Raw genomic sequence first — 19,281 nt, 5'->3', positions numbered from 1 at the left:
GTCTTATTTTAATTTGTTATGGCCTTAATATTTTGGAAATATAGCCCGCACTTTTGGTCTGCCTGACGTTTGTTAATTCATGAAGATTAAGAGTGAGTAATCTCCAGTAGCTTTCTTCCCGCTTTGTGTAGTGGGATATTTTAAATATTGTCATCCTTTCGATGATTTATTCTGTTATAGGGTTAGAATATGAATTTTAGTAAGATTGCAGCAGTACTGTCACTGTCTTTATTAGCTTGTGCTTCCGCCAATGCGGCGAATAAAACGGACGGTAGTGTATCCAAAAAAATCACGCTAACTGCCCAGATTAGTGACAGTATCTATGTGTCAAAGCCGGATGGTTCAAGCTGGTATAACACCGAAGAGCTGGAAGCTGACGATAATAAACAGAAACATTTCTCGAAAATGCTGCCGGTACGTGTCTGGTCTAAAAACAAAGACTTCACCGTTTCTCTGGCTCAGCCGCTGACCTTATCCAGCGGTCATTATGAGATGCAGAACCCGAAAGTTACCCTGGCTACCCCGCAGGGCGATCTCAATGTGACCTATGGCAGTGCGCAGACCGTGACTCAGGTCGCCAGCAGCGAAGGGGGCTTTGACGGCGTCTATAACCTGAGTATTGATGTTGATGCACCACCTGAAGCGGTCAAGGGCAGCCCTTCCACAAATGGCAGCTACAGTGGCGATCTGGTCATGCTGTTCGAACCCTCTGCCGGCGTAGAGTTCTGATGTGTTAACCCCGACGCTGTCGGGGTTATTTGACTGGCGTATTTCGGCAAAAAAATATGAAAACCAGGCACCGCAAAAACCCGTTATCGGTTGGTAAGGGGTGGATGGTTATTGCTTTCGCAGTGAGTTCTGCAAATTCATTCGCCCAGATGAATATCTCTTACGGTGTGCCGGAGGGCTTTAGCCCGGCAGAGCTGGACGAGGGTGCTCGTTATCTGGGAACCTTTAATGGAGTGACTTTGCCGGACTTTATCACCCCCACGCCGGGCAATGACCGGTTGACCTTTGATCGGCAAAAATATGCCGATAATGGTGTGGCGGAGGAAGATATTGCGACGTTGAAGAGCCTGCTAACGCAGTTTGATTACTCAGACTGCGAGCGGGGATGTGACGTCACTCTGGCGGGGTACCGTATCGCACTGGATAAACTCCGGCGTACCCTGGCTGTTCACGACAGCCACAGTGATTTTGTGGCGCCCGACACGCATTTTGGCCTGGTGCATAACCAGTCCGTCGATTTACGCGCGTCTTCCGATCGCTATCGTGCGATGAATCTGAATGGCAATGCCTGGTTGGGTCTGCCTTCGCGTGCTTTCGGTTATCTGAACTGGTATAGCGGCAGCACCACCCGCGATCGTCAGCGTACGCAGACGCAGGGTGTGTCCTCCTGGTACCTGCAGAAAAATTTCCAGGCTTACTATCTGCGCGCGGGTAAGCAGAGCAGTGCCGATTTCGCGGCAGGCACGATTACCACGCTGCTGACTCCCGGCTTTGATCTGTTTGCGACGCTGGGCAGCCAGACGTATCTGCAAAACCAGGATGAGTCGGGGGCGCTGGTGCTGTTTTCTGCCGCCGAGGGTAACTACGAGTTCTACCGACAGGGGCGCATGATCCTCAAAAGGCATGCCGTGCTGGGGCGTAACGAAATCAGTTATGCCGATCTGCCGGGCGGTTATTACCCGCTGGAGATCCGCCTGGTGGACCGTGACGGGCGGTTGATCAATACCGACATACAGGAAGTCAGCAATATCCAGTTTGGCAGCGGACAACAAGCCTGGAATCTGACGGTGGGGCAGGAAGCACAAACCCGTCTTTCCCTGCTGCGGGCCTCCCTGAGTCACGATATGCACTGGTTTTTTATGAACAGCTCCCTGTTAAGCGGGCAGCGCGGTAAATGGGCAGGGGAAGTCAACCTGACCCGGCCAATGCCGGTTGGCGATCGTCAACTGACGCCGACGCTGGGCCTGCTGAGCGGTGAAGCGCACAGCGGTGGCTATGCCAGCCTGAGCACCAGCAGTGCGACGGCCGGTTCACTGACGGTCAGCCACTACCTCAACAACCGGGTCTCCGGATTATACCAGGGATCCGCCAGCACCAGCCTCTCTTACAGCAGGCAGCTGGGTGACGTGACGCTCAGCTACCGCTATTTGCGTTATGTCTCCAGCCGTCAGCAGCAGGTGGAGGCGCGTTGGAATTACCGTCCGGGCGGCGTGTGGGCGACATTTTCTTTGGGTATCCAGAACGGTGGCTACCAGCTGTCATCAGGTAACTATGGCCTGTATTTCAATACCAGCTGGAGCCTGAGTGATGCCCAGGCCAGCTTCAGCGCCGCGCGATCTGGCGGAGAGACGCAGCTGAGCGGCGACTACCGTAACACTTTCCACGATGACTTCGGGGAAACCACGGCGGGGGCCACCGTGAGCCGCACCGATCGCCATACCAGCGCCAGTCTCTATGCCAGCCGTTCAGGCGCCCGTGGCAGTACGTCACTGAATGTCGGGCAGAGTGAAGGCATTGCGCACGCAGACTTTAACTATCGCGGCATGGTGGCGGCCAGCTCACAGGGGATGGCGCTGGGCAGTTACAGCGACAGCGGTGCGGCTATGCTGCTGGAAACGCCGACAGCGGGGGGATTGCCCTATCGCTTCAGCGTCGAGAATACGCCGGTAACCGGCGGGCACCGTTACGCCGTGCCGCTGAAAACCTATGCCGATATCCCGTTTGCGCAGGTGGTCAGCGAGAGCCGCGACATGGACATCAATGTTGAAGTCCCGGCCAATATCGTTCGCGCGCACCCGGGCCAGGTTTACAGCGCACGGGCTTCGGTGGATGTCAGCCTGCTGTATCACGGCTTTATGAAAGATCGTTTCGGCAAACCTGTCAGCGGGAGCATTGAGCAGACCGGTGATGCCGTCTATGCCAACGGTCTGTTCTCCATCACCAGTAAGACCCTGCTGTCGCAGGTGACCGTACGCAGTGCTACAGGGCGTTATCTTTGCGATCTCACCCGGCCTGGCGGCGTGGACTACCCGTGTCAGGCACTAAATCAGAACATAATCAGGAAATAACGATGAATTTAAATAACGGGCTGGCGATGCTGGCCACCGCAACCATCATGCTGTGCTCTTCTCTCCCTGCGCTTGCGGCCGGGGAGTTGCTGGTGCTGCCTACCAGCACCCGTGTGCTCCATGCTCAGGAACAGACGATAAAAGTGCGTAACGACGGCGATGCCCCGTTGTATCTGGCGATCAACCTGGCCCAGGTCAGTAATCCGGGCCTGGTGCCTGAGCATAAACTGATGCTGCGCGATCTTCCCCATCCCGGCATGCTGGCAACCCCCGAAAAGCTGGTGCTGGGACCGAATCAGAGCCGGGAAATCCATCTGAAATCCCTTGAAGAGCCAGAGCAGGAAGCGCTTTACCGCTTATACATTACGCCGGTCAACGCCTTCAGCGTTACCGACGCACCGCAGGAAAGGATTGCCGCCCCCATGTCATTTGCGGTGGGTTACGGTGTGCTGGTGCGCCATCTTCCCGCTCCGGAACGGCAAAAAAACAGCTGGACGTATCGGTGTGACAATAATCAGATTGCGCTGAGCAATACCGGCAATGTGCGTCTCAGACTGTCAGAAATGCAGCTGCTGCCCGGCGGTCACAGCCCGCAGAGTGCGATCGGTCTGTTTCCCGGCATGCCGCAGCGCTTCAACGCCAGCAAAATAACCATGAACGTTGATGACCAGCCGGTGACGGTGAGCTGTTCGTGAACCGCCTGCCGATCCTGCTTGCCGCGCTCAGCGCCGCGCTGCCGGTGACCGGAGCCCGCGCGGCGGGCGTGCTCAGGCTGGCGCACAGCGCGATCAGCGTGGAGGGCACGCGACCAGCGGAAAAGCTGGAGGTGGAGAACACCGGTGATTCACCACTCTACCTGGAGGTCAGCCAGGAGTGGGTGCAGGTGCCGCTCGGCCAGCCCGAAGTGCGTTTGCCGGTTGGCAATGTGCCGAACCCTTCATTACTGGTTAATCCGCCGCGTCTGGTACTGCGCCCCGGTCAGAAACGGTTGCTGGATGTCACCGTGGTACGCCAGCCGCGTGAGCAACAGATCTGGCGCGTCACCTTTCGCCCGCGTGAACGGCACCGGGTACAGCCGATCGGCGATGCGCGGGCGCAGGCACCGATACTGATCAGCGTAGGTTATGGCGTGGTGATTTATCAGCGTGGTAGCGCCTCCGCTGCTCCGGCGGCACAGGGAACATAAATGATGGCTTTAGTAAGTAAAAATGCCTTGCTGCTGCTGTGCCTGCTGCCGGCTTTGTGCACGGCTCAGGTGATACTTAAGGGTAAAACCAGCAGCACAGTCAGTGGTCACGTGGTCAGGGCGAATACGCTGTTGGTTACCGATGACCACGGGAGCTGGTATGAACAGGGGGTGATAATGCGCCAGTCCGGGGCGTTCAACTCCCCTTATGAAGTCACACTGCCGCTGCGGGTGACGTCCAGCTCCGGGGTGTTTCAGGTACGCCTGGACAGCCCGCTGATCCTGCAGCATCAGGATCGGCCTGCGCTGCAGTTTCGCCCTGCGGAGGTGAAAATGGGCGCAACGGATGACACCCAGCAGACGCTGACGCTAACCAGCCAGGTGTTCCGCAATCCGCCAGCCGCTTCGCAGGGGGAGGATAGCGTAGGTGATTTCCTGCTCAGTATTACCGCATTGCCGCCAGCCGGCGAGTTTAACACGGTGACAGGAACGTACAGCGGGGTGCTGTCCCTGACGTTTGAGCCGGTGCTGGAATGATAATGAAAACGGTGATGTTTCTTCTGGTAACGCTGTCCTGTAGCCAGGCGGTAGCCACGATCGATGTGCTGCCTAAGCTGATTGAGGTGCAGGGAATAACGCGCACCGCGGTGACGGTGATCAACCGTAGCGACCACCCGGAGTTTGTCAGCGTGGCGTTATCGCGGCTGCTGAATCCGGGCGTACCCTGGGGGGAAGAGCGACTGGAGCCGGTGGGTCAGGCGCGCACGCCGCAGCTTTATGCTTATCCTTTCCGGCTGTCGCTGGCGAAAGGGCAGTCGAAAACCATCACGCTGCAACCCCTGTCGGCAGTGCAGCAGGAGACGGTGTGGCGGCTGAACATCACCTCCGTGGCGGCGCTCTCAGGCAGTACGCAGGAAACCCTGGGCGGTGGGGTCGCCGTTAACCTCAGCTTCAGCACGCTGGTGCGCCAGCTGCCGGAAAAACAGACCCGTGCGATTGAGCACCTCTGCGGTGCGAACCGCATCACCTTAACGGCGACCGGCACCACCCGCTTTCCGGTTAAAGGGATGACGGTGGATGGCGTGCCGCTGGAAACGTTTAACGTGTATCCCGGCACACCGGTCGCGATCGCCGGCCACCACGCCGTCGTCGATGGAAAAGTTGTGTGCCATTAACCACATCAACCCATAGCTACTGTCGCCGTGGGTTGTTCCGATACTCAGGTAAATAAGATGAAAAAAAAAACGGTAACCGCGCTGTTAGCGCTATCGTTGTGGGCGCTGGCTGAAGGCAGTGCTTCGGCATCCGGCATAGCTACGGCAAACGTGGCGAGCCGCTATAGCGAATGCTCGCTGGTGGACAACGGTAACGGTACCAGTACTGCCTCGGTGACTATTGATTTTAACCCTGCAGAGAACAATACCAACGAAGATATTTTCTTAAGTCGCGGTTTACTGTTCAATTTGTACGATAAAAATGGTGTTCCGCAGGGTGCCTCCTCTGTTTCTGCCAGTTTGGATGGTGAGGCAAGCCAGGATAAAGAAATCAACGCGGGCTACGTGCTGGTTCGTGGCATGGTGGGAGCGTGGGATAACGATCAGGCCCTGCATGCGCGAGCCACGGTCAATTTCCATAACGGAGCAATGGCTGACTGGCCTGCCGTTTTCATCCGTGCCGCTAACTATGTTGCCGGTCAGAATCAAGTGGCAGCCATGATTGGCGGAGCCTACATCACCGCAGAGGCTAATGGCCGCTGCAGGCTGGTCAAAGATCCGGTGACTCCCCCTCCTTTTGATATCAATATTACTGTTGATGCTCCGGACTGGGATCTGGGCGAAATCGATACCGGCATGCAGAGGATACCGCTCGATACCAGCCAGGATCGGCTTTGCCTGAAATATACCGACAGCGAAACGTCGGGCAAGCCGTTTATTATTAACGCCAGCAATCAGAACGGCATGGCTGACGGTCGCTATCAGTTAAAAAACCTGCAAGAGAGCTCGCAGGTCATACCTTACGAGCTGATCCTGGAGAATGGCAGCCGACAGGTGCTACTGCCCAACAACAGCTCTGCCTCAATCCCACTGGATAAGGGAGGGAAGACCTGCTTCAGCCCGCTGTTTCGTACCTTTGCGCCAAAAACTATCCAGCCGGGTGACTACAGCGACGTGCTGACCTTTACCGTGGTCACCCCAACCTGAGCCGGAAACCGCCTGCTTTTCCTGTTGCTTTTCATACTTCACCTGCGATTATAGAGAGCAAACAGGCATCACTATTGAGCAGAATGCGAATGAAGACACAGATATGCCGACTGGCGCTGATCCTGGCGGCGGCCAGCCTGGCGGGATGTGGCCTGAAGGGGCCGCTCTACTTCCCGAAAGATGAACCAACCCAGCCACAAACCGCCACGACGGCGAGCGCTACCGCGAACAACCCGCAGGCAGCCGTCACGTCCCCGGGGCAGAGTGTGCCAGCGGCCCAGTAAACGATGACGTACCCGGCGGAGCAGAACATGCAGTTCTCGAAAATGCACGGCCTTGGCAATGACTTTATGGTGGTCGATGCCGTCACCCAAAACGTTTATTTCTCCCCTGAGCTGATCCGCCGCCTGGCTGACCGGCATCTGGGGATCGGTTTCGATCAGCTGCTGATCGTCGAACCGCCTTACGATCCCGACCTTGATTTCCACTATCGCATCTTTAACGCCGACGGCAGTGAAGTGGCGCAGTGCGGCAACGGTGCGCGCTGTTTTGCCCGCTTCGTGCGCTTAAAAGGGCTGACCAACAAGAGCGACATCCGCGTCAGCACGCAAACCGGCCGCATGGTGCTGAGCGTCAGCCAGGATGAGCGGGTTTGTGTGAATATGGGCGAACCCAACTTCGAGCCTTCTCAGGTGCCGTTCCGCGCCAATAAAGCGGAAAATATCTACCTGATGCGCGCGGCCGAACAGACGGTGATGTGCGGCGTGGTGTCGATGGGCAACCCGCACTGCGTGCTGCAGGTCGACAGTGTGAAAACCGCCGCGGTGGAGACGCTGGGGCCGGTCCTTGAAAGCCATGAACGCTTCCCGGAGCGGGTCAACGTCGGCTTTATGGAAGTGGTCAGCCGCGAACATATCCGCCTGCGCGTCTATGAGCGCGGCGCCGGCGAGACCCAGGCCTGCGGCAGCGGTGCCTGTGCGGCGGTTGCGGTGGGCATCCAGCAGGGGCTGCTGGCGGACACCGTGCGGGTCGACCTGCCCGGTGGTTCGCTGAATATCGCCTGGCAAGGCCCGGGTCAGCCGCTGTTTATGACCGGCCCGGCCACTCACGTTTATGACGGATTTATCCACCTATGAAAACGGTCGGTGAGCCACAGCAGGCCAGCGCCGGCGGCGAAATGCTGCCGGACGATCGCAGCGTCAGCGAATACCTGCTGCAGAACCCGGACTTCTTTATCCGCAACGCCCGCCAGGTTGAGCAGATGATCGTGCCGCACCCGGTCCGTGGCACCGTGTCGCTGGTCGAGTGGCAGCTGGCGCGTCAGCGTAATCACATCCAGGAACTGGAAGAAGAGATTACCCTGCTGATGCAGCAGGCCAGCGCTAACCAGCAGCTGTTCGACCGGCTGTTTGATCTGCAGGGGCGGCTGGCGTCAGCCCCCAGCCTGCACGAGATGCTCAACCGCCTGCATCGCTGGGCGCGCGACCTCGGGCTGGCTGGGGCTAACGTGCGTCTGTTCAGCGAGCAGTGGCGCATCGGCGCGCCGTCTGATTTCACCCAGCTGGCGCTGCCACGGCAGGCGTTTGAGCCGGTGCGCATCCAGCGGCTGGGCAAACAGAATCACTATCTTGGCAGCCTGAATGGCCCGGAACTGCTGCTGCTGCTGCCGCAGGCGAAAGCGATCGGCTCGGTGGCGATGTCGCTGTTGGGCGAACGTGGCGATCTTGGCGTGCTGATTTTCAGCAGCCGGGACAGCCAGCACTACCAGACCGGCATGGGCACCACCCTGCTTCAGCACCTGTCGCTGATGCTGCCGCCGCTGCTGGAAAACTGGGTGGAACGGGCGTGACCAGCGACTCGCCGCTGCTGCCTGCTGTTGAGGGCTTTCTGCGTTACCTCAGGGTGGAGCGGCAGCTCAGCCCGTTGACGCAGATTAACTATCGTCGCCAGCTGGAGGCGATCGTCCAGCTGCTGGATGCACTGAAGCTCGGCGACTGGGCGCAGCTGGATGCGGCCAAAGTGCGCGCGCTGGCCGCGCGCAGCAGCCGTAACGGTCTGAAGCCCGCCAGCCTTGCGCTGCGCCTCTCCGCGCTGCGCAGCTTTCTTGACTGGCTGATTGGCCAGGGCGCGATCGTCGCCAACCCGGCTAAGGGCGTGGCCACGCCGCGCGCGCCGCGCCATCTTCCGAAGAATATTGACGTTGATGAGGTCAATCGCCTGCTGGATATCGACCTCAACGATCCGCTGGCGGTGCGCGACCGCGCGATGCTGGAAGTGATGTACGGTGCCGGTTTACGTCTCTCCGAGCTGGTCGGCATCGACCTTGGCCATCTCGAGCTGGCCTCCGGCGAAGTATGGGTGACCGGTAAGGGCAGCAAAGAGCGCCGGCTGCCGGTGGGGCGCACCGCGGTCAGCTGGCTGGAGAACTGGCTGGCGCTGCGCGAGCTGTTTGTTCCACAGGATAACGCCCTGTTTCTGTCGAAGCAGGGTAAACGCATCTCCGCACGCAACGTGCAGAAGCGCTTCGCCGAGTGGGGCATTAAGCAGGGGCTGGCCAGCCACGTGCATCCGCACAAGCTGCGCCACTCGTTCGCCACGCATATGCTGGAATCCAGCGGCGATCTGCGCGCGGTGCAGGAGCTGTTAGGCCACGCCAATCTGACCACCACCCAGATCTACACCCATCTCGACTTTCAACACCTGGCGTCGGTTTACGATGCCGCCCATCCCCGTGCGAAACGAGGAAAATCCTGATGCACTTCTACCGACCGCTACGCCCGATCGCCGCGATGACCTTCGATCTCGACGATACCCTGTATGACAACGCGCCGGTGATCAGGCGCACCGCCATTGAGTCCCACGCCGCGCTGCAGGCCTGGCACCCGTCGCTGCAGGACGTCACTCCGGCGCAGTATCAGCAGGTGCGTAACCGCCTGCTGGCCGCCGAGCCGGAAATTTATCACGACGTCAGCGAATGGCGTCGTCGTGCCGTTGAGCAGGTGATGCTGGATGCCGGCATTGCCGCCCCGCAGGCCGCCCGGGGATCGCGTGAGGTGATGGCGATCTTTGCGCAGTGGCGCAGCAGGATTGAAATCGCGGATGAGACCCACCGCACGCTGGCCGCGCTGGCGGAGCGCCTGCCGCTGGTGGCCGTCACCAACGGCAATGCCGAACCGCACCTGTTCGGGCTGGATAAGTACTTTCAGTTTATCCTGCGTGCCGGCCCGGACGGCCGCGCCAAACCGTATCAGGACATGTACCAGCTGGCGGCCAAACGGCTCAATCTGGCACCCCAGCAGATCCTGCACGTCGGTGACGACCTGACCACCGACGTGGCCGGTGCCGTGCGCTCTGGCCTGCAGGCGTGCTGGATCAACCTGCGTGAAGGCAACCTGATGCACATCAACGATGCGCGCCTGTTACCGACGCTGGAAATTTCACGGTTGGCATCGCTGACCGCGCTGATATAATAAGCTGGTTAAATAACCAGTAGAGCGCATGCCGCTCGCGACTCAACGGTGCCTATGGACGTTTCTGATCTGCTCGACAGCCTGAATGACAAACAACGCGACGCGGTAGCCGCCCCGCGCAGTAACCTGCTGGTACTGGCCGGTGCCGGCAGCGGTAAAACCCGCGTGCTGGTGCACCGCATCGCCTGGCTGCTGTCGGTTGAGAACTGCTCTCCTTATTCAGTGATGGCGGTGACCTTCACCAACAAGGCGGCGGCGGAGATGCGTCACCGTATTGAGCAGCTGATCGGCACCAGCCAGGGCGGCATGTGGATCGGCACCTTCCACGGGCTGGCGCACCGCCTGCTGCGGGCACACCATCTGGACGCCAGCCTGCCGCAGGACTTCCAGATCCTCGACAGCGAAGACCAGCTGCGCCTGCTCAAGCGGCTGATCAAAGCGATGAACCTTGATGAGAAGCAGTGGCCCGCCCGTCAGGGGATGTGGTACATCAACGGCAAAAAAGACGAAGGGCTGCGGCCGAAGCACATCGAAAGCTACGGCAATCCGGTGGAACAGACCTGGCTGCGTATCTACCAGGCCTATCAGGAAGCCTGCGATCGCGCCGGTCTGGTGGACTTTGCCGAACTGCTGCTGCGCGCCCACGAGCTGTGGCTGAACAAGCCGCATATTCTCAACCACTACCGTGAGCGCTTCAGCAATATTCTGGTGGACGAATTCCAGGATACCAACAACATCCAGTACGCGTGGATCCGCATGCTGGCCGGCGACACCGGCAAGGTGATTATCGTTGGCGACGACGACCAGTCGATCTACGGCTGGCGCGGGGCGCAGGTGGAGAACATCCAGCGCTTCCTCAACGATTTCCCGGGGGCGGAAACCATCCGTCTCGAGCAGAACTACCGCTCAACCAACAACATTCTGAAGGCCGCGAATACCCTGATCGCCAACAACAACGGCCGTCTGGGGAAAGAGCTGTGGACTGACGGCAGCGACGGCGAACCGATTGCCATCTACTGTGCCTTTAACGAACTGGACGAATCGCGCTTTGTGGTCAACCGCATCAAGGTGTGGATGGAAAACGGCGGTGCGCTCAACGACTGTGCCATTCTCTATCGCAGCAACGCCCAGTCGCGCGTGCTGGAAGAGGCGCTGCTGCAGACCAGCCTGCCGTACCGCATTTACGGCGGCATGCGCTTCTTCGAACGCCAGGAGATCAAAGACGCGCTGGCCTACCTGCGGCTGATTGCCAACCGCAATGACGATGCGGCGTTTGAACGGGTCATTAACACCCCGACGCGCGGCATCGGCGATCGTACGCTGGACGTGGTGCGCCAGACCGCCCGTGAACGCCAGCTGACGCTGTGGCAAAGCAGCCGCGCGCTGCTGCAGGAGAAGGCGCTGGCCGGGCGGGCGGCGTCGGCGCTGCAGCGCTTTACCGAGCTGGTTGACGCGCTGGCGGTAGAGACCAGCGAACTGCCGCTGCACGTACAGACCGACCGGGTAATCAAAGACTCCGGCCTGTGGTTAATGTACGAGCAGGAGAAGGGTGAGAAGGGCCAGGCGCGGGTGGAAAACCTTGAGGAGCTGGTCAACGCCACGCGGCAGTACAGCTATCAGGATGAAGACGAAGACCTGATGCCGCTGCAGGCTTTCCTCTCCCACGCCGCGCTGGAGGCCGGTGAAGGCCAGGCCGACAAGTGGCAGGACGCCGTGCAGCTGATGACGCTGCACTCGGCGAAAGGGCTGGAGTTCAGCCAGGTGTTTATCGTCGGCATGGAAGAGGGAATGTTCCCCAGCCAGATGTCGCTGGACGAAGGCGGACGGCTGGAAGAGGAGCGCCGTCTGGCGTACGTTGGCGTCACCCGCGCGATGCAAAAGCTGACCCTGACCTATGCCGAAACCCGGCGACTTTATGGTAAGGAAGTGTATCACCGGCCGTCGCGCTTTATCGGCGAACTGCCGGAAGAGTGCGTGGAGGAGGTGCGCCTGCGCGCCAGCGTCAGCCGCCCGGTTAACCATCAGCGGATGGGCACGCCGGTGACGAAAAACGACAGCGGATTCACGCTGGGCCAGCGGGTGCAGCATGCCAAATTCGGCGAGGGGACCATCGTCAATATGGAAGGCAGCGGTGAACACAGCCGGCTGCAGGTCGCCTTCCAGGGGCAGGGCATCAAATGGCTGGTCGCCGCCTACGCCAGGCTCGAACCGCTCTGAGCCGCCGGTGGGCGCCTGGCCCCGCTTGACGCCTTTTTCGTCTCAGCGTAACATGCGCCCACCATTACCCTAAGAGGACATTCGCCTTGGACACACCCAGTACATACTGGCTCAACGACCTGGATCCCAGGTACAACTCCTAAGGCTATCCTCCTTTGCCGATAGCCTTCGAGGTTGTTGGCGACCGCATTACTCCCCGTCGCTCTGAGTCAGTGTTGCTCGCTGACTGAAACGCATGTTTCCCGTGTTCAAGCGCTTTGTCCCGATTGTTACTGTGAATTGGGAGTACTGCTATGCTGAGCGCATTTAAACTGGACCAGAGCCGTCTGACCCGTCTTGAGCTGGATGAACCCGGCGAAGCGATGACCGCCTCCGTCTGGGTCGACCTGATCGAACCGGAAGAAGCCGAGCGCGATCGGGTGCAGAGCGAGCTGGGCCAGAGCCTGGCCACCCGTCCTGAACTGGAAGACATTGAGGCGTCCGCGCGCTTCTTTGAAGACGAAGATGGCCTGCATATTCACTCCTTCTTCTTTTATGAAGATGCCGACGATCACGCCGGTAACTCCACCGTGGCCTTCACCATTCGCGAAGGGCGCCTGTACACGCTGCGCGAGCGCGAACTGCCGGCGTTTCGCCTCTATCGTATGCGCGCCCGCAACCAGGTGCTTACCGACGGTAACGCCTACGAGCTGCTGCTCGATCTGTTTGAAACCAAAATTGAACAGCTGGCGGACGAGATCGAAAACATCTACAGCGACCTGGAAAAGCTCAGCCGGGTGATTATGGAAGGGCAGCAGGGTGACGAGTTTGACTCGGCGCTGTCGACGCTGGCGGAGCTGGAAGATATCGGCTGGAAGGTGCGCCTGTGCCTGATGGATACCCAGCGCGCGCTGAACTTCCTGGTGCGCAAGGCACGCCTGCCGGGCAACCAGCTGGAGCAGGCCCGCGAGATCCTGCGCGATATCGAATCCCTGCTGCCGCACAACGAATCGCTGTTCCAGAAGGTCAACTTCCTGATGCAGGCGGCGATGGGCTTTATCAACATCGAGCAGAACCGGATTATTAAAATCTTCTCGGTGGTCTCGGTGGTGTTCCTGCCGCCAACGCTGGTGGCCTCCAGCTACGGCATGAACTTTGAGTTTATGCCGGAGCTGAAGTGGAGCTTTGGTTATCCGGGTGCGATTGGCCTGATGATCCTCGCCGGTCTGGCACCGTACGCTTACTTTAAGCGTAAGAACTGGCTGTAAGGCGATGAAAGCAGCATGCCCCGCCTCACCGGCGGGGTTTTTTATTTTACGTTACCACCAGCAGTGAATTAGCGGTTTTCCCTGCTGGCGCTGCCGCAGGATCGGGCCTCGACTCTTGGGTAAATTGTCAGCCTGCGCGCGAACCTGACCGGCGCAGGTTGAACAGCGCATCGATAATAAACAGCGCCAGCGCCGCCCAGATAAAGCCAAAGGTCACCGCCTTATCCGGGGTCATCTGCTCGCCGTAGAACAGCACCGCCAGCAGGAACATCAGCGTCGGGCCGAGATACTGGAAGAAGCCGACGGTGGAGAGGCGCAGCCGCGCGCAGGCGGCGGTAAACAGCAGCAGCGGCACGGTGGTCAGCACTCCGGCCGCCACCAGCAGCAGGTTGAGCGTCAGCGGGTTATTGCCCAGATGGCTGGTGCTGCTGTCCGCAACGCCAAACAGATAGACGGCGGCGGGGATCAGCAGCCAGCAGGTCTCAATCAGCATCCCGGTCTGGGCATCGACGGCGATCTTCTTTCGCAGCAGGCCATAGAACGAGAAACTGATTGCCAGCCCGAGCGCGATCAGCGGGAGTGACCCAAAGGTGATCAGCTGCACCAGCACCCCGCAGGCCGCCAGCGCCACCGCCAGCCACTGCAGGCGGCGGAAACGTTCCGCCAGAAACACCATCCCCACCAGCACGTTCAGCAGCGGATTAATAAAGTAGCCGAGGCTGGCCTCCAGCATATGGTGGTTATTCACCGCCCAGATATACAGCAGCCAGTTACTGCAGATCAGCACCGCTGACAGGGCCAGCAGCAGCACCTTCTTTGGCTGTCTCAGCACCGCGCTGACGCTGCGCCAGTTACGGCTGACGGTCAGCAGGATCAGCATAAAGAAGAACGACCAGATCACCCGGTGGGTCATGATTTCGCCGGCGGCCACCTGCTGGATTAGTTTGAAATAGGCGGGGGCCACGCCCCAGATAAAATAGGCGCCCAGCGCGAACAGGATGCCCCGGCGCGTCTCTTGTGCATTCATTGTGCAAGTACTCAATAAGTCAGACGATGGCCGGGCCTGAACCCGGCACCGGCGTGACGTGAATTAACCCACCATATAGGTCGCGTGCGCGCTGGCGATATGCAGGCCGGCCTCGTTATGCAGTTCTACCCGGGCGACGGAGACTTTGTTACCGCCGCGCAGCAGGCTGCTGCAGGCGATGAATCGCTCACCGCGCCCCGGCCGCAGATAGTCCACCCGCAGATCGATGGTGCCCATACGCGACAGGCGCTGGCGCAGCTCCTCTTCCGGGATGCTCTCATGGCGGGTCAGGGCGCTGGTGACGCACACCAGCCCTGCCGCGACGTCGAGCACCGAGGCAATCACCCCGCCGTGCAAAATTTTCTGGGCGGCGTTGCCGACCAGCATGGTCTGATTGCTCAGGCTGAGTTCGGCATAGTCGTTATCCAGCCGATCCAGCTCCAGCCCGAGCGCCCGGTTAAACGGCATATGATAGACAAAAATTTCACCGAGCAGCCGGCGCGCGGCCGCCTGATCAAGGGGTACAGCTGACATCATGAAGGGTCCTGATACGTCGCTAAGAGGTAAACAAAAGGTTAACAGAGCGCCTAGTTTATGCCGGGCGGCCCGCGCTTTCCACTTTCGGAAAACTGCGCTGATGATGGCAGCACTTTATGTGTAAAATGGCGCTCTTTTCCTTCCCTTAATTTTTCTCCCTGGAGAACACTATGGCTCTGCTGAAAGGGTGGCTGGCAACGGCGCTCCTGTTTCCCACGTTAGTACTGGCACAGGAAGCCACCGTTAAAGAGGTCCACGACCGCCCGGACGTGCCTGGCAGCATCATTGCCAACCTGCTGGAGAAGCACGACAATCCGTTTGTGCTCTATCCGTATGAAAACAACTATCTGCTCTATACCTGGACCAGCGACATCAATAAAGACGCGATCGCGTCCTACAACTGGGCCGATAAAGCCAAGCACGATGAGGTGAAGTTCCAGCTGAGCCTGGCGTTCCCACTGTGGCGCGGTATTCTCGGTGACAACTCGGTGCTGGCTGCCTCCTATACGCAAAAATCCTTCTGGCAGCTCTCTAACCGTGGTGCTTCCTCGCCGTTCCGCGAAACGGACTATGAGCCGCAGATTTTCCTCGGCTGGTCTACCGACTACAGCCTGGGCGGCTGGACGCTGCGGGATGTGGAAACCGGCTTTAACCACCAGTCTAACGGCCGTTCGGAACCGACCTCGCGCAGCTGGAACCGCGTCTATGCGCGGCTGATGGCGGAGAACGGCAACTGGCTGGTGGAGGTAAAACCCTGGTATCGCCTGCCGGAGAGCGAGAGCAATGATGATAACCCGGATATCACCAAGTACATGGGCTACTACCGTCTGACGCTGGGCTACCAGGCAGGCGACAGCATCTTCAGCGTGCGCAGCAACTACAACTGGAACAGCGGTTATGGCGGCGCTGAACTGGGCTGGAGCTACCCGATCACCCAGCACGTCCGCTTCTACACTCAGGTGTTCAGCGGCTATGGCGAATCGCTGATTGACTATAATCACAAGCAGACCCGCGTCGGCGTTGGCGTCACGCTGAACGATCTGTTCTGACCTTAACTGGCGGGCAGGGAAGCCCGGTGACAGCGGTCAGACAGGGGCGTGCTGAGCCACGGGTGAGCCCACCGGCAGCGCCTGCGGCCGTGCGCAGAGTTATCTGTCCGGCCCGCCGCCTGCTTGCACCGTTCTGCGTAACACCTTCCGGAAAAGAGAAAAAGCTCACGATAATCCTGATCTCCCCCGGTACATCGGGTATCATCGCAGCCTGGTTGAGTCTTGCTCAGCCACCGTTTTTGGCCACACCCGACCGGGTCTTTCACGTCCGGTTGCGCTTCACACCACTTCGAATTTGGGGACAACGTGTCTACGGCAGCAGTAATCAATCAGGAAACGCTGGCACTGCAGGTTCTGCGCGATACCTTCGGCTACCAGCAGTTTCGTCCGGGACAGCAGACTATCATTCAGGAATCGCTGAACGGGCGTGACTGTCTGGTGGTGATGCCGACCGGCGGCGGTAAGTCACTCTGTTATCAGATCCCGGCGCTGGTGCGCGAGGGCCTGACGCTGGTGGTGTCGCCGCTCATCTCGCTGATGAAAGACCAGGTCGACCAGCTGCTGGCTAACGGCGTGGCGGCGGCGTGCCTGAACTCCACGCAGACGCGGGAGCAGCAGCAGGAGGTGATGGAGGGCTGCCGCAACGGTCGCGTGCGCCTGCTGTACATCGCCCCGGAACGCCTGATGATGGACAACTTCATTGACCGGCTGAGCCAGTGTAACCCGGCGATGCTGGCGGTGGATGAGGCGCACTGTATTTCGCAGTGGGGCCACGATTTCCGTCCGGAATATGGCGCGCTGGGCCAGTTGAGAAAACGGCTGCCGCAGGTGCCGGTGATGGCGCTGACCGCCACCGCCGATGAAACCACCCGTAACGATATCGTGCGCCTGCTGGCGCTGGAAGATCCGCTGATTCAGATCAGCAGCTTTGACCGCCCGAATATTCGTTACACGCTGGTGGAAAAGTTTAAGCCGACCGAGCAGCTGCTGCGCTACGTGCAGGATCAGGGCGGCAAGTGCGGCATCATCTACTGTAACAGCCGCGCCAAGGTGGAAGACACCGCCGCGCGTCTGCAGAGTAAGGGGCTGAGCGTAGGTGCCTATCACGCCGGCATGGATAATGCCCACCGCTCGCAGGTGCAGGAAGGTTTCCAGCGCGACGATCTGCAGATCGTCGTCGCCACCGTGGCGTTTGGTATGGGTATCAACAAGCCCAACGTGCGCTTTGTGGTGCACTTCGACATCCCGCGTAATATCGAGTCCTACTACCAGGAGACCGGCCGCGCCGGGCGCGACGGCCTGCCGGCGGAAGCGATGCTGCTGTACGATCCGGCCGATATGGCCTGGCTGCGCCGCTGTCTGGAAGAGAAAGCGCCGGGGCCGCTGCAGGACATTGAACGCCACAAGCTGAACGCGATGGGGGCCTTTGCCGAAGCGCAAACCTGCCGCCGTCTGGTGCTGCTTAATTACTTCGGCGAAGGCCGTCAGCAGGCGTGCGGTAACTGCGACGTCTGCCTCGATCCACCGCGCCGCTACGACGGGCTGGTGGAGGCGCAAAAGGCGCTCTCCTGCATTTATCGCGTCGGCCAGCGTTTTGGTATGGGCTACGTAGTGGAGATCCTGCGCGGTGCTAACAATCAGCGCATCCGTGACTTCCAGCATGACAAGCTGCCGGTGTACGGTATCGGCCGCGAGCACAGCCACGAGCACTGGACCAGCGTGCTGCGCCAGCTGATCCACCTGGGGCTGGTGACGCAGAACATCGCCATGCACTCCGCCCTGCAGCTGACCGAAGCCGCACGGCCGGTGCTGCGCGGCGAATTGCCGCTGCAGCTGGCGGTGCCGCGCCTGCCGAGCCTTAAACCGCGTCATACCAGTCAGAAGTCCTACGGCGGTAACTACGACCGTAAGCTGTTTGCCAAACTGCGTAAGCTGCGCAAGGCGATTGCAGATGAGGAGAACGTGCCGCCGTATGTGGTCTTTAACGACGCCACGCTGATTGAAATGGCGGAACAGATGCCGCTGACCGCATCTGAGATGCTGAGCGTCAACGGCATCGGGCAGAAGAAGCTGGAGCGCTTCGGTAAGCCGTTCCTGGTGATGATTAAAGAGCACGTCGACGGCGACGATGATGAATAACGTCCCGTAACCGGGCTGTGATTAGCCGGGGTGCGGCAGGCAGTACGCCCCGACTCCCGGCTTATCGTGACAAAACGGTTTTCAGGCCGCGCGGCGCGCGGTGGCCAGCACCGCGCCAATCGCCATAAACATGCCGCCAAAGATGCGGTTCAGCAGCTTCATCTGGCGCGGGCCTTTGATCCAGCCGGCGATGCGCGTGGCCAGGGTGGCATAGCCAATCATTACGATGATATCCATCACCACCGTGGTGACGCCCAGTACCAGGTACTGCATCGCCTGTGGCTGATGGGCAATGATAAACTGTGGAAACAGGGCGGCGAGAAACACGATGCTCTTCGGATTGGTCAGGTTGACCAGCACCGCCCGCTGAAACAGCTTACGGCGCGGCATCGCCTGGGCTACCGCATTCAGATCAATCGCGCCGGCAGAGCGCCACTGCTGGATCCCCAGCCAGATCAGGTAGGCTGCACCGGCCCATTTCAGCACCTCAAACGCCAGCAGCGACTGGGAGAACAGCGCGCCAAGGCCGATACCCACCAGCAGGATATGAATTGACAGCCCGACCTGCAGGCCGGAAATAGAGGCCACCGCGCCGCGATAGCCGTGGCTGATGCCGGTGCTCATGGTGTTGATGGCGCCCGATCCCGGCGACAGGCTCAGGATGCTGGTTGTTAACAGATAGGTCAGCCACCATTCGATGGTCATGGTAAAACTCCCGGAAAACGCTTATTTGTGACACAATACGTCATTGTTGAATGTTGTGCTATCGGTAACAATAGTCCGCCCCCGACAGCGGCTTCTCTTCTGGAAAAGGTCTGATGGAACATCGCAAACACAGCTGGTTAACGCGTGAAGCTGCCTTCTCGGCCTTCGCGACCGGCCCTTTGCTGGATTTCTGGCAGCGGCGGGAAGAGGGCGAATTTGCCGGCGTGGCCAACGTGCCGATCCGCTACGTGCGCTTCACCGATCCGCAACATGACAAGGTTATCCTGCTGATCACCGGGCGTATCGAAAGCTACGTCAAGTACCCGGAGCTGGCCTGGGATCTGTTCCACAGCGGTTACGACGTGATCGTTATCGATCATCGTGGCCAGGGACGATCGGGTCGGCTGTTGGACGATTCCCATCTTG

19 protein-coding genes and 1 pseudogene are annotated in these 19,281 nt (G+C 59.6%); 17 read left to right on the top strand and 3 right to left on the bottom strand.

The features are described from left to right. The first annotated feature begins 189 nt into the window (after positions 1-189). From NV64_RS12785 to corA, 14 genes are all read left to right on the top strand, one after another. Positions 190-729: a CS1 type fimbrial major subunit gene (locus NV64_RS12785; protein ID WP_056234753.1), complete on the top strand. Its 540-nt coding sequence runs from the start codon at positions 190-192 to the stop codon at positions 727-729. Positions 730-851: 122 nt separating this feature from the next. Next, a complete protein-coding gene (locus NV64_RS12780) occupies positions 852-3,077 on the top strand; it encodes a TcfC E-set like domain-containing protein (protein ID WP_158239895.1) in 2,226 nt (741 codons plus the stop codon). A gap of 2 nt (positions 3,078-3,079) precedes the next feature. Beyond that, positions 3,080-3,772: a pilus assembly protein gene (locus tag NV64_RS12775; RefSeq protein ID WP_101506063.1), complete on the top strand. Its 693-nt coding sequence runs from the start codon at positions 3,080-3,082 to the stop codon at positions 3,770-3,772. Continuing rightward, positions 3,769-4,263, top strand: coding sequence for a hypothetical protein (locus tag NV64_RS12770; protein WP_101506062.1), 495 nt, complete (start codon positions 3,769-3,771; stop codon positions 4,261-4,263). Before NV64_RS12775 ends, NV64_RS12770 begins: the two co-directional genes overlap by 4 nt. Then, positions 4,264-4,800 (top strand): hypothetical protein, encoded by a 537-nt coding sequence (locus tag NV64_RS12765; RefSeq protein ID WP_101506061.1) that lies wholly within the window; start codon positions 4,264-4,266, stop codon positions 4,798-4,800. It begins immediately after the preceding gene. Between the two features lie 2 nt (positions 4,801-4,802). After that, the gene (locus NV64_RS12760) at positions 4,803-5,438 is read left to right on the top strand and encodes a hypothetical protein (protein ID WP_072166333.1); all 636 of its coding nucleotides are present in this window, start codon (positions 4,803-4,805) and stop codon (positions 5,436-5,438) included. Positions 5,439-5,495: 57 nt separating this feature from the next. Further along, positions 5,496-6,464, top strand: a complete 969-nt coding sequence (locus NV64_RS12755) for a hypothetical protein (RefSeq protein WP_056234768.1) — start codon at positions 5,496-5,498, stop codon at positions 6,462-6,464. 89 nt (positions 6,465-6,553) lie between these two features. Then, entirely contained in the window at positions 6,554-6,748 is a 195-nt protein-coding gene (locus NV64_RS12750) for a lipoprotein (RefSeq protein WP_101506060.1), read from the top strand. Between the two features lie 27 nt (positions 6,749-6,775). Then, positions 6,776-7,600, top strand: coding sequence for a diaminopimelate epimerase (gene dapF, locus NV64_RS12745; protein WP_056234864.1), 825 nt, complete (start codon positions 6,776-6,778; stop codon positions 7,598-7,600). Beyond that, positions 7,597-8,313, top strand: coding sequence for a DUF484 domain-containing protein (locus NV64_RS12740; protein ID WP_101506059.1), 717 nt, complete (start codon positions 7,597-7,599; stop codon positions 8,311-8,313). The genes dapF and NV64_RS12740 overlap by 4 nt, the downstream gene beginning before the upstream one ends. Further along, positions 8,310-9,218, top strand: coding sequence for a tyrosine recombinase XerC (gene xerC, locus NV64_RS12735; RefSeq protein ID WP_101506058.1), 909 nt, complete (start codon positions 8,310-8,312; stop codon positions 9,216-9,218). The genes NV64_RS12740 and xerC overlap by 4 nt, the downstream gene beginning before the upstream one ends. Next, positions 9,218-9,934 carry a 5-amino-6-(5-phospho-D-ribitylamino)uracil phosphatase YigB gene (gene yigB, locus NV64_RS12730; protein ID WP_056234779.1) on the top strand — a complete coding sequence of 239 codons (717 nt, stop codon included), beginning with the start codon at positions 9,218-9,220 and terminating at the stop codon, positions 9,932-9,934. The genes xerC and yigB overlap by 1 nt, the downstream gene beginning before the upstream one ends. 54 nt (positions 9,935-9,988) lie before the next feature. Further along, positions 9,989-12,151 carry a DNA helicase II gene (uvrD, locus tag NV64_RS12725; RefSeq protein WP_056234781.1) on the top strand — a complete coding sequence of 721 codons (2,163 nt, stop codon included), beginning with the start codon at positions 9,989-9,991 and terminating at the stop codon, positions 12,149-12,151. A 293-nt stretch (positions 12,152-12,444) separates the two neighbouring features. Then, a complete protein-coding gene (gene corA, locus NV64_RS12720) occupies positions 12,445-13,398 on the top strand; it encodes a magnesium/cobalt transporter CorA (protein ID WP_056234783.1) in 954 nt (317 codons plus the stop codon). 127 nt (positions 13,399-13,525) lie between these two features. On the opposite strand, the gene rarD is transcribed toward corA, so the two are convergent. Together rarD and NV64_RS12710 are read right to left on the bottom strand one after the other, a co-directional pair. Continuing rightward, a complete protein-coding gene (gene rarD, locus NV64_RS12715) occupies positions 13,526-14,425 on the bottom strand; it encodes an EamA family transporter RarD (protein WP_056234786.1) in 900 nt (299 codons plus the stop codon). 63 nt (positions 14,426-14,488) lie between these two features. Continuing rightward, positions 14,489-14,959 (bottom strand): thioesterase family protein, encoded by a 471-nt coding sequence (locus NV64_RS12710; protein WP_056234867.1) that lies wholly within the window; start codon positions 14,957-14,959, stop codon positions 14,489-14,491. Between the two features lie 173 nt (positions 14,960-15,132). On the opposite strand from NV64_RS12710, the gene pldA reads away from it, so the two are divergent. Together pldA and recQ are read left to right on the top strand one after the other, a co-directional pair. Next, the gene (pldA, locus tag NV64_RS12705; protein WP_056234787.1) at positions 15,133-16,011 is read left to right on the top strand and encodes a phospholipase A; all 879 of its coding nucleotides are present in this window, start codon (positions 15,133-15,135) and stop codon (positions 16,009-16,011) included. A gap of 306 nt (positions 16,012-16,317) precedes the next feature. After that, positions 16,318-18,150 (top strand): ATP-dependent DNA helicase RecQ, encoded by a 1,833-nt coding sequence (gene recQ / locus NV64_RS12700; RefSeq protein WP_101506057.1) that lies wholly within the window; start codon positions 16,318-16,320, stop codon positions 18,148-18,150. A gap of 81 nt (positions 18,151-18,231) precedes the next feature. Here the strand turns inward: recQ and rhtB are convergent, their stop codons facing one another. Continuing rightward, the gene (gene rhtB / locus NV64_RS12695; protein WP_056234792.1) at positions 18,232-18,855 is read right to left on the bottom strand and encodes a homoserine/homoserine lactone efflux protein; all 624 of its coding nucleotides are present in this window, start codon (positions 18,853-18,855) and stop codon (positions 18,232-18,234) included. A 113-nt stretch (positions 18,856-18,968) separates the two neighbouring features. On the opposite strand from rhtB, the pseudogene NV64_RS24050 reads away from it, so the two are divergent. Next, a pseudogene (locus NV64_RS24050) lies at positions 18,969-19,281 on the top strand (alpha/beta fold hydrolase); the annotation flags it as partial.

This window comes from Erwinia sp. B116 (assembly GCF_002865965.1).
In the GTDB taxonomy this organism is placed as follows: Bacteria; Pseudomonadota; Gammaproteobacteria; order Enterobacterales; family Enterobacteriaceae; genus Erwinia.
This window is presented reverse-complemented; position numbering and strand designations above follow the sequence as displayed.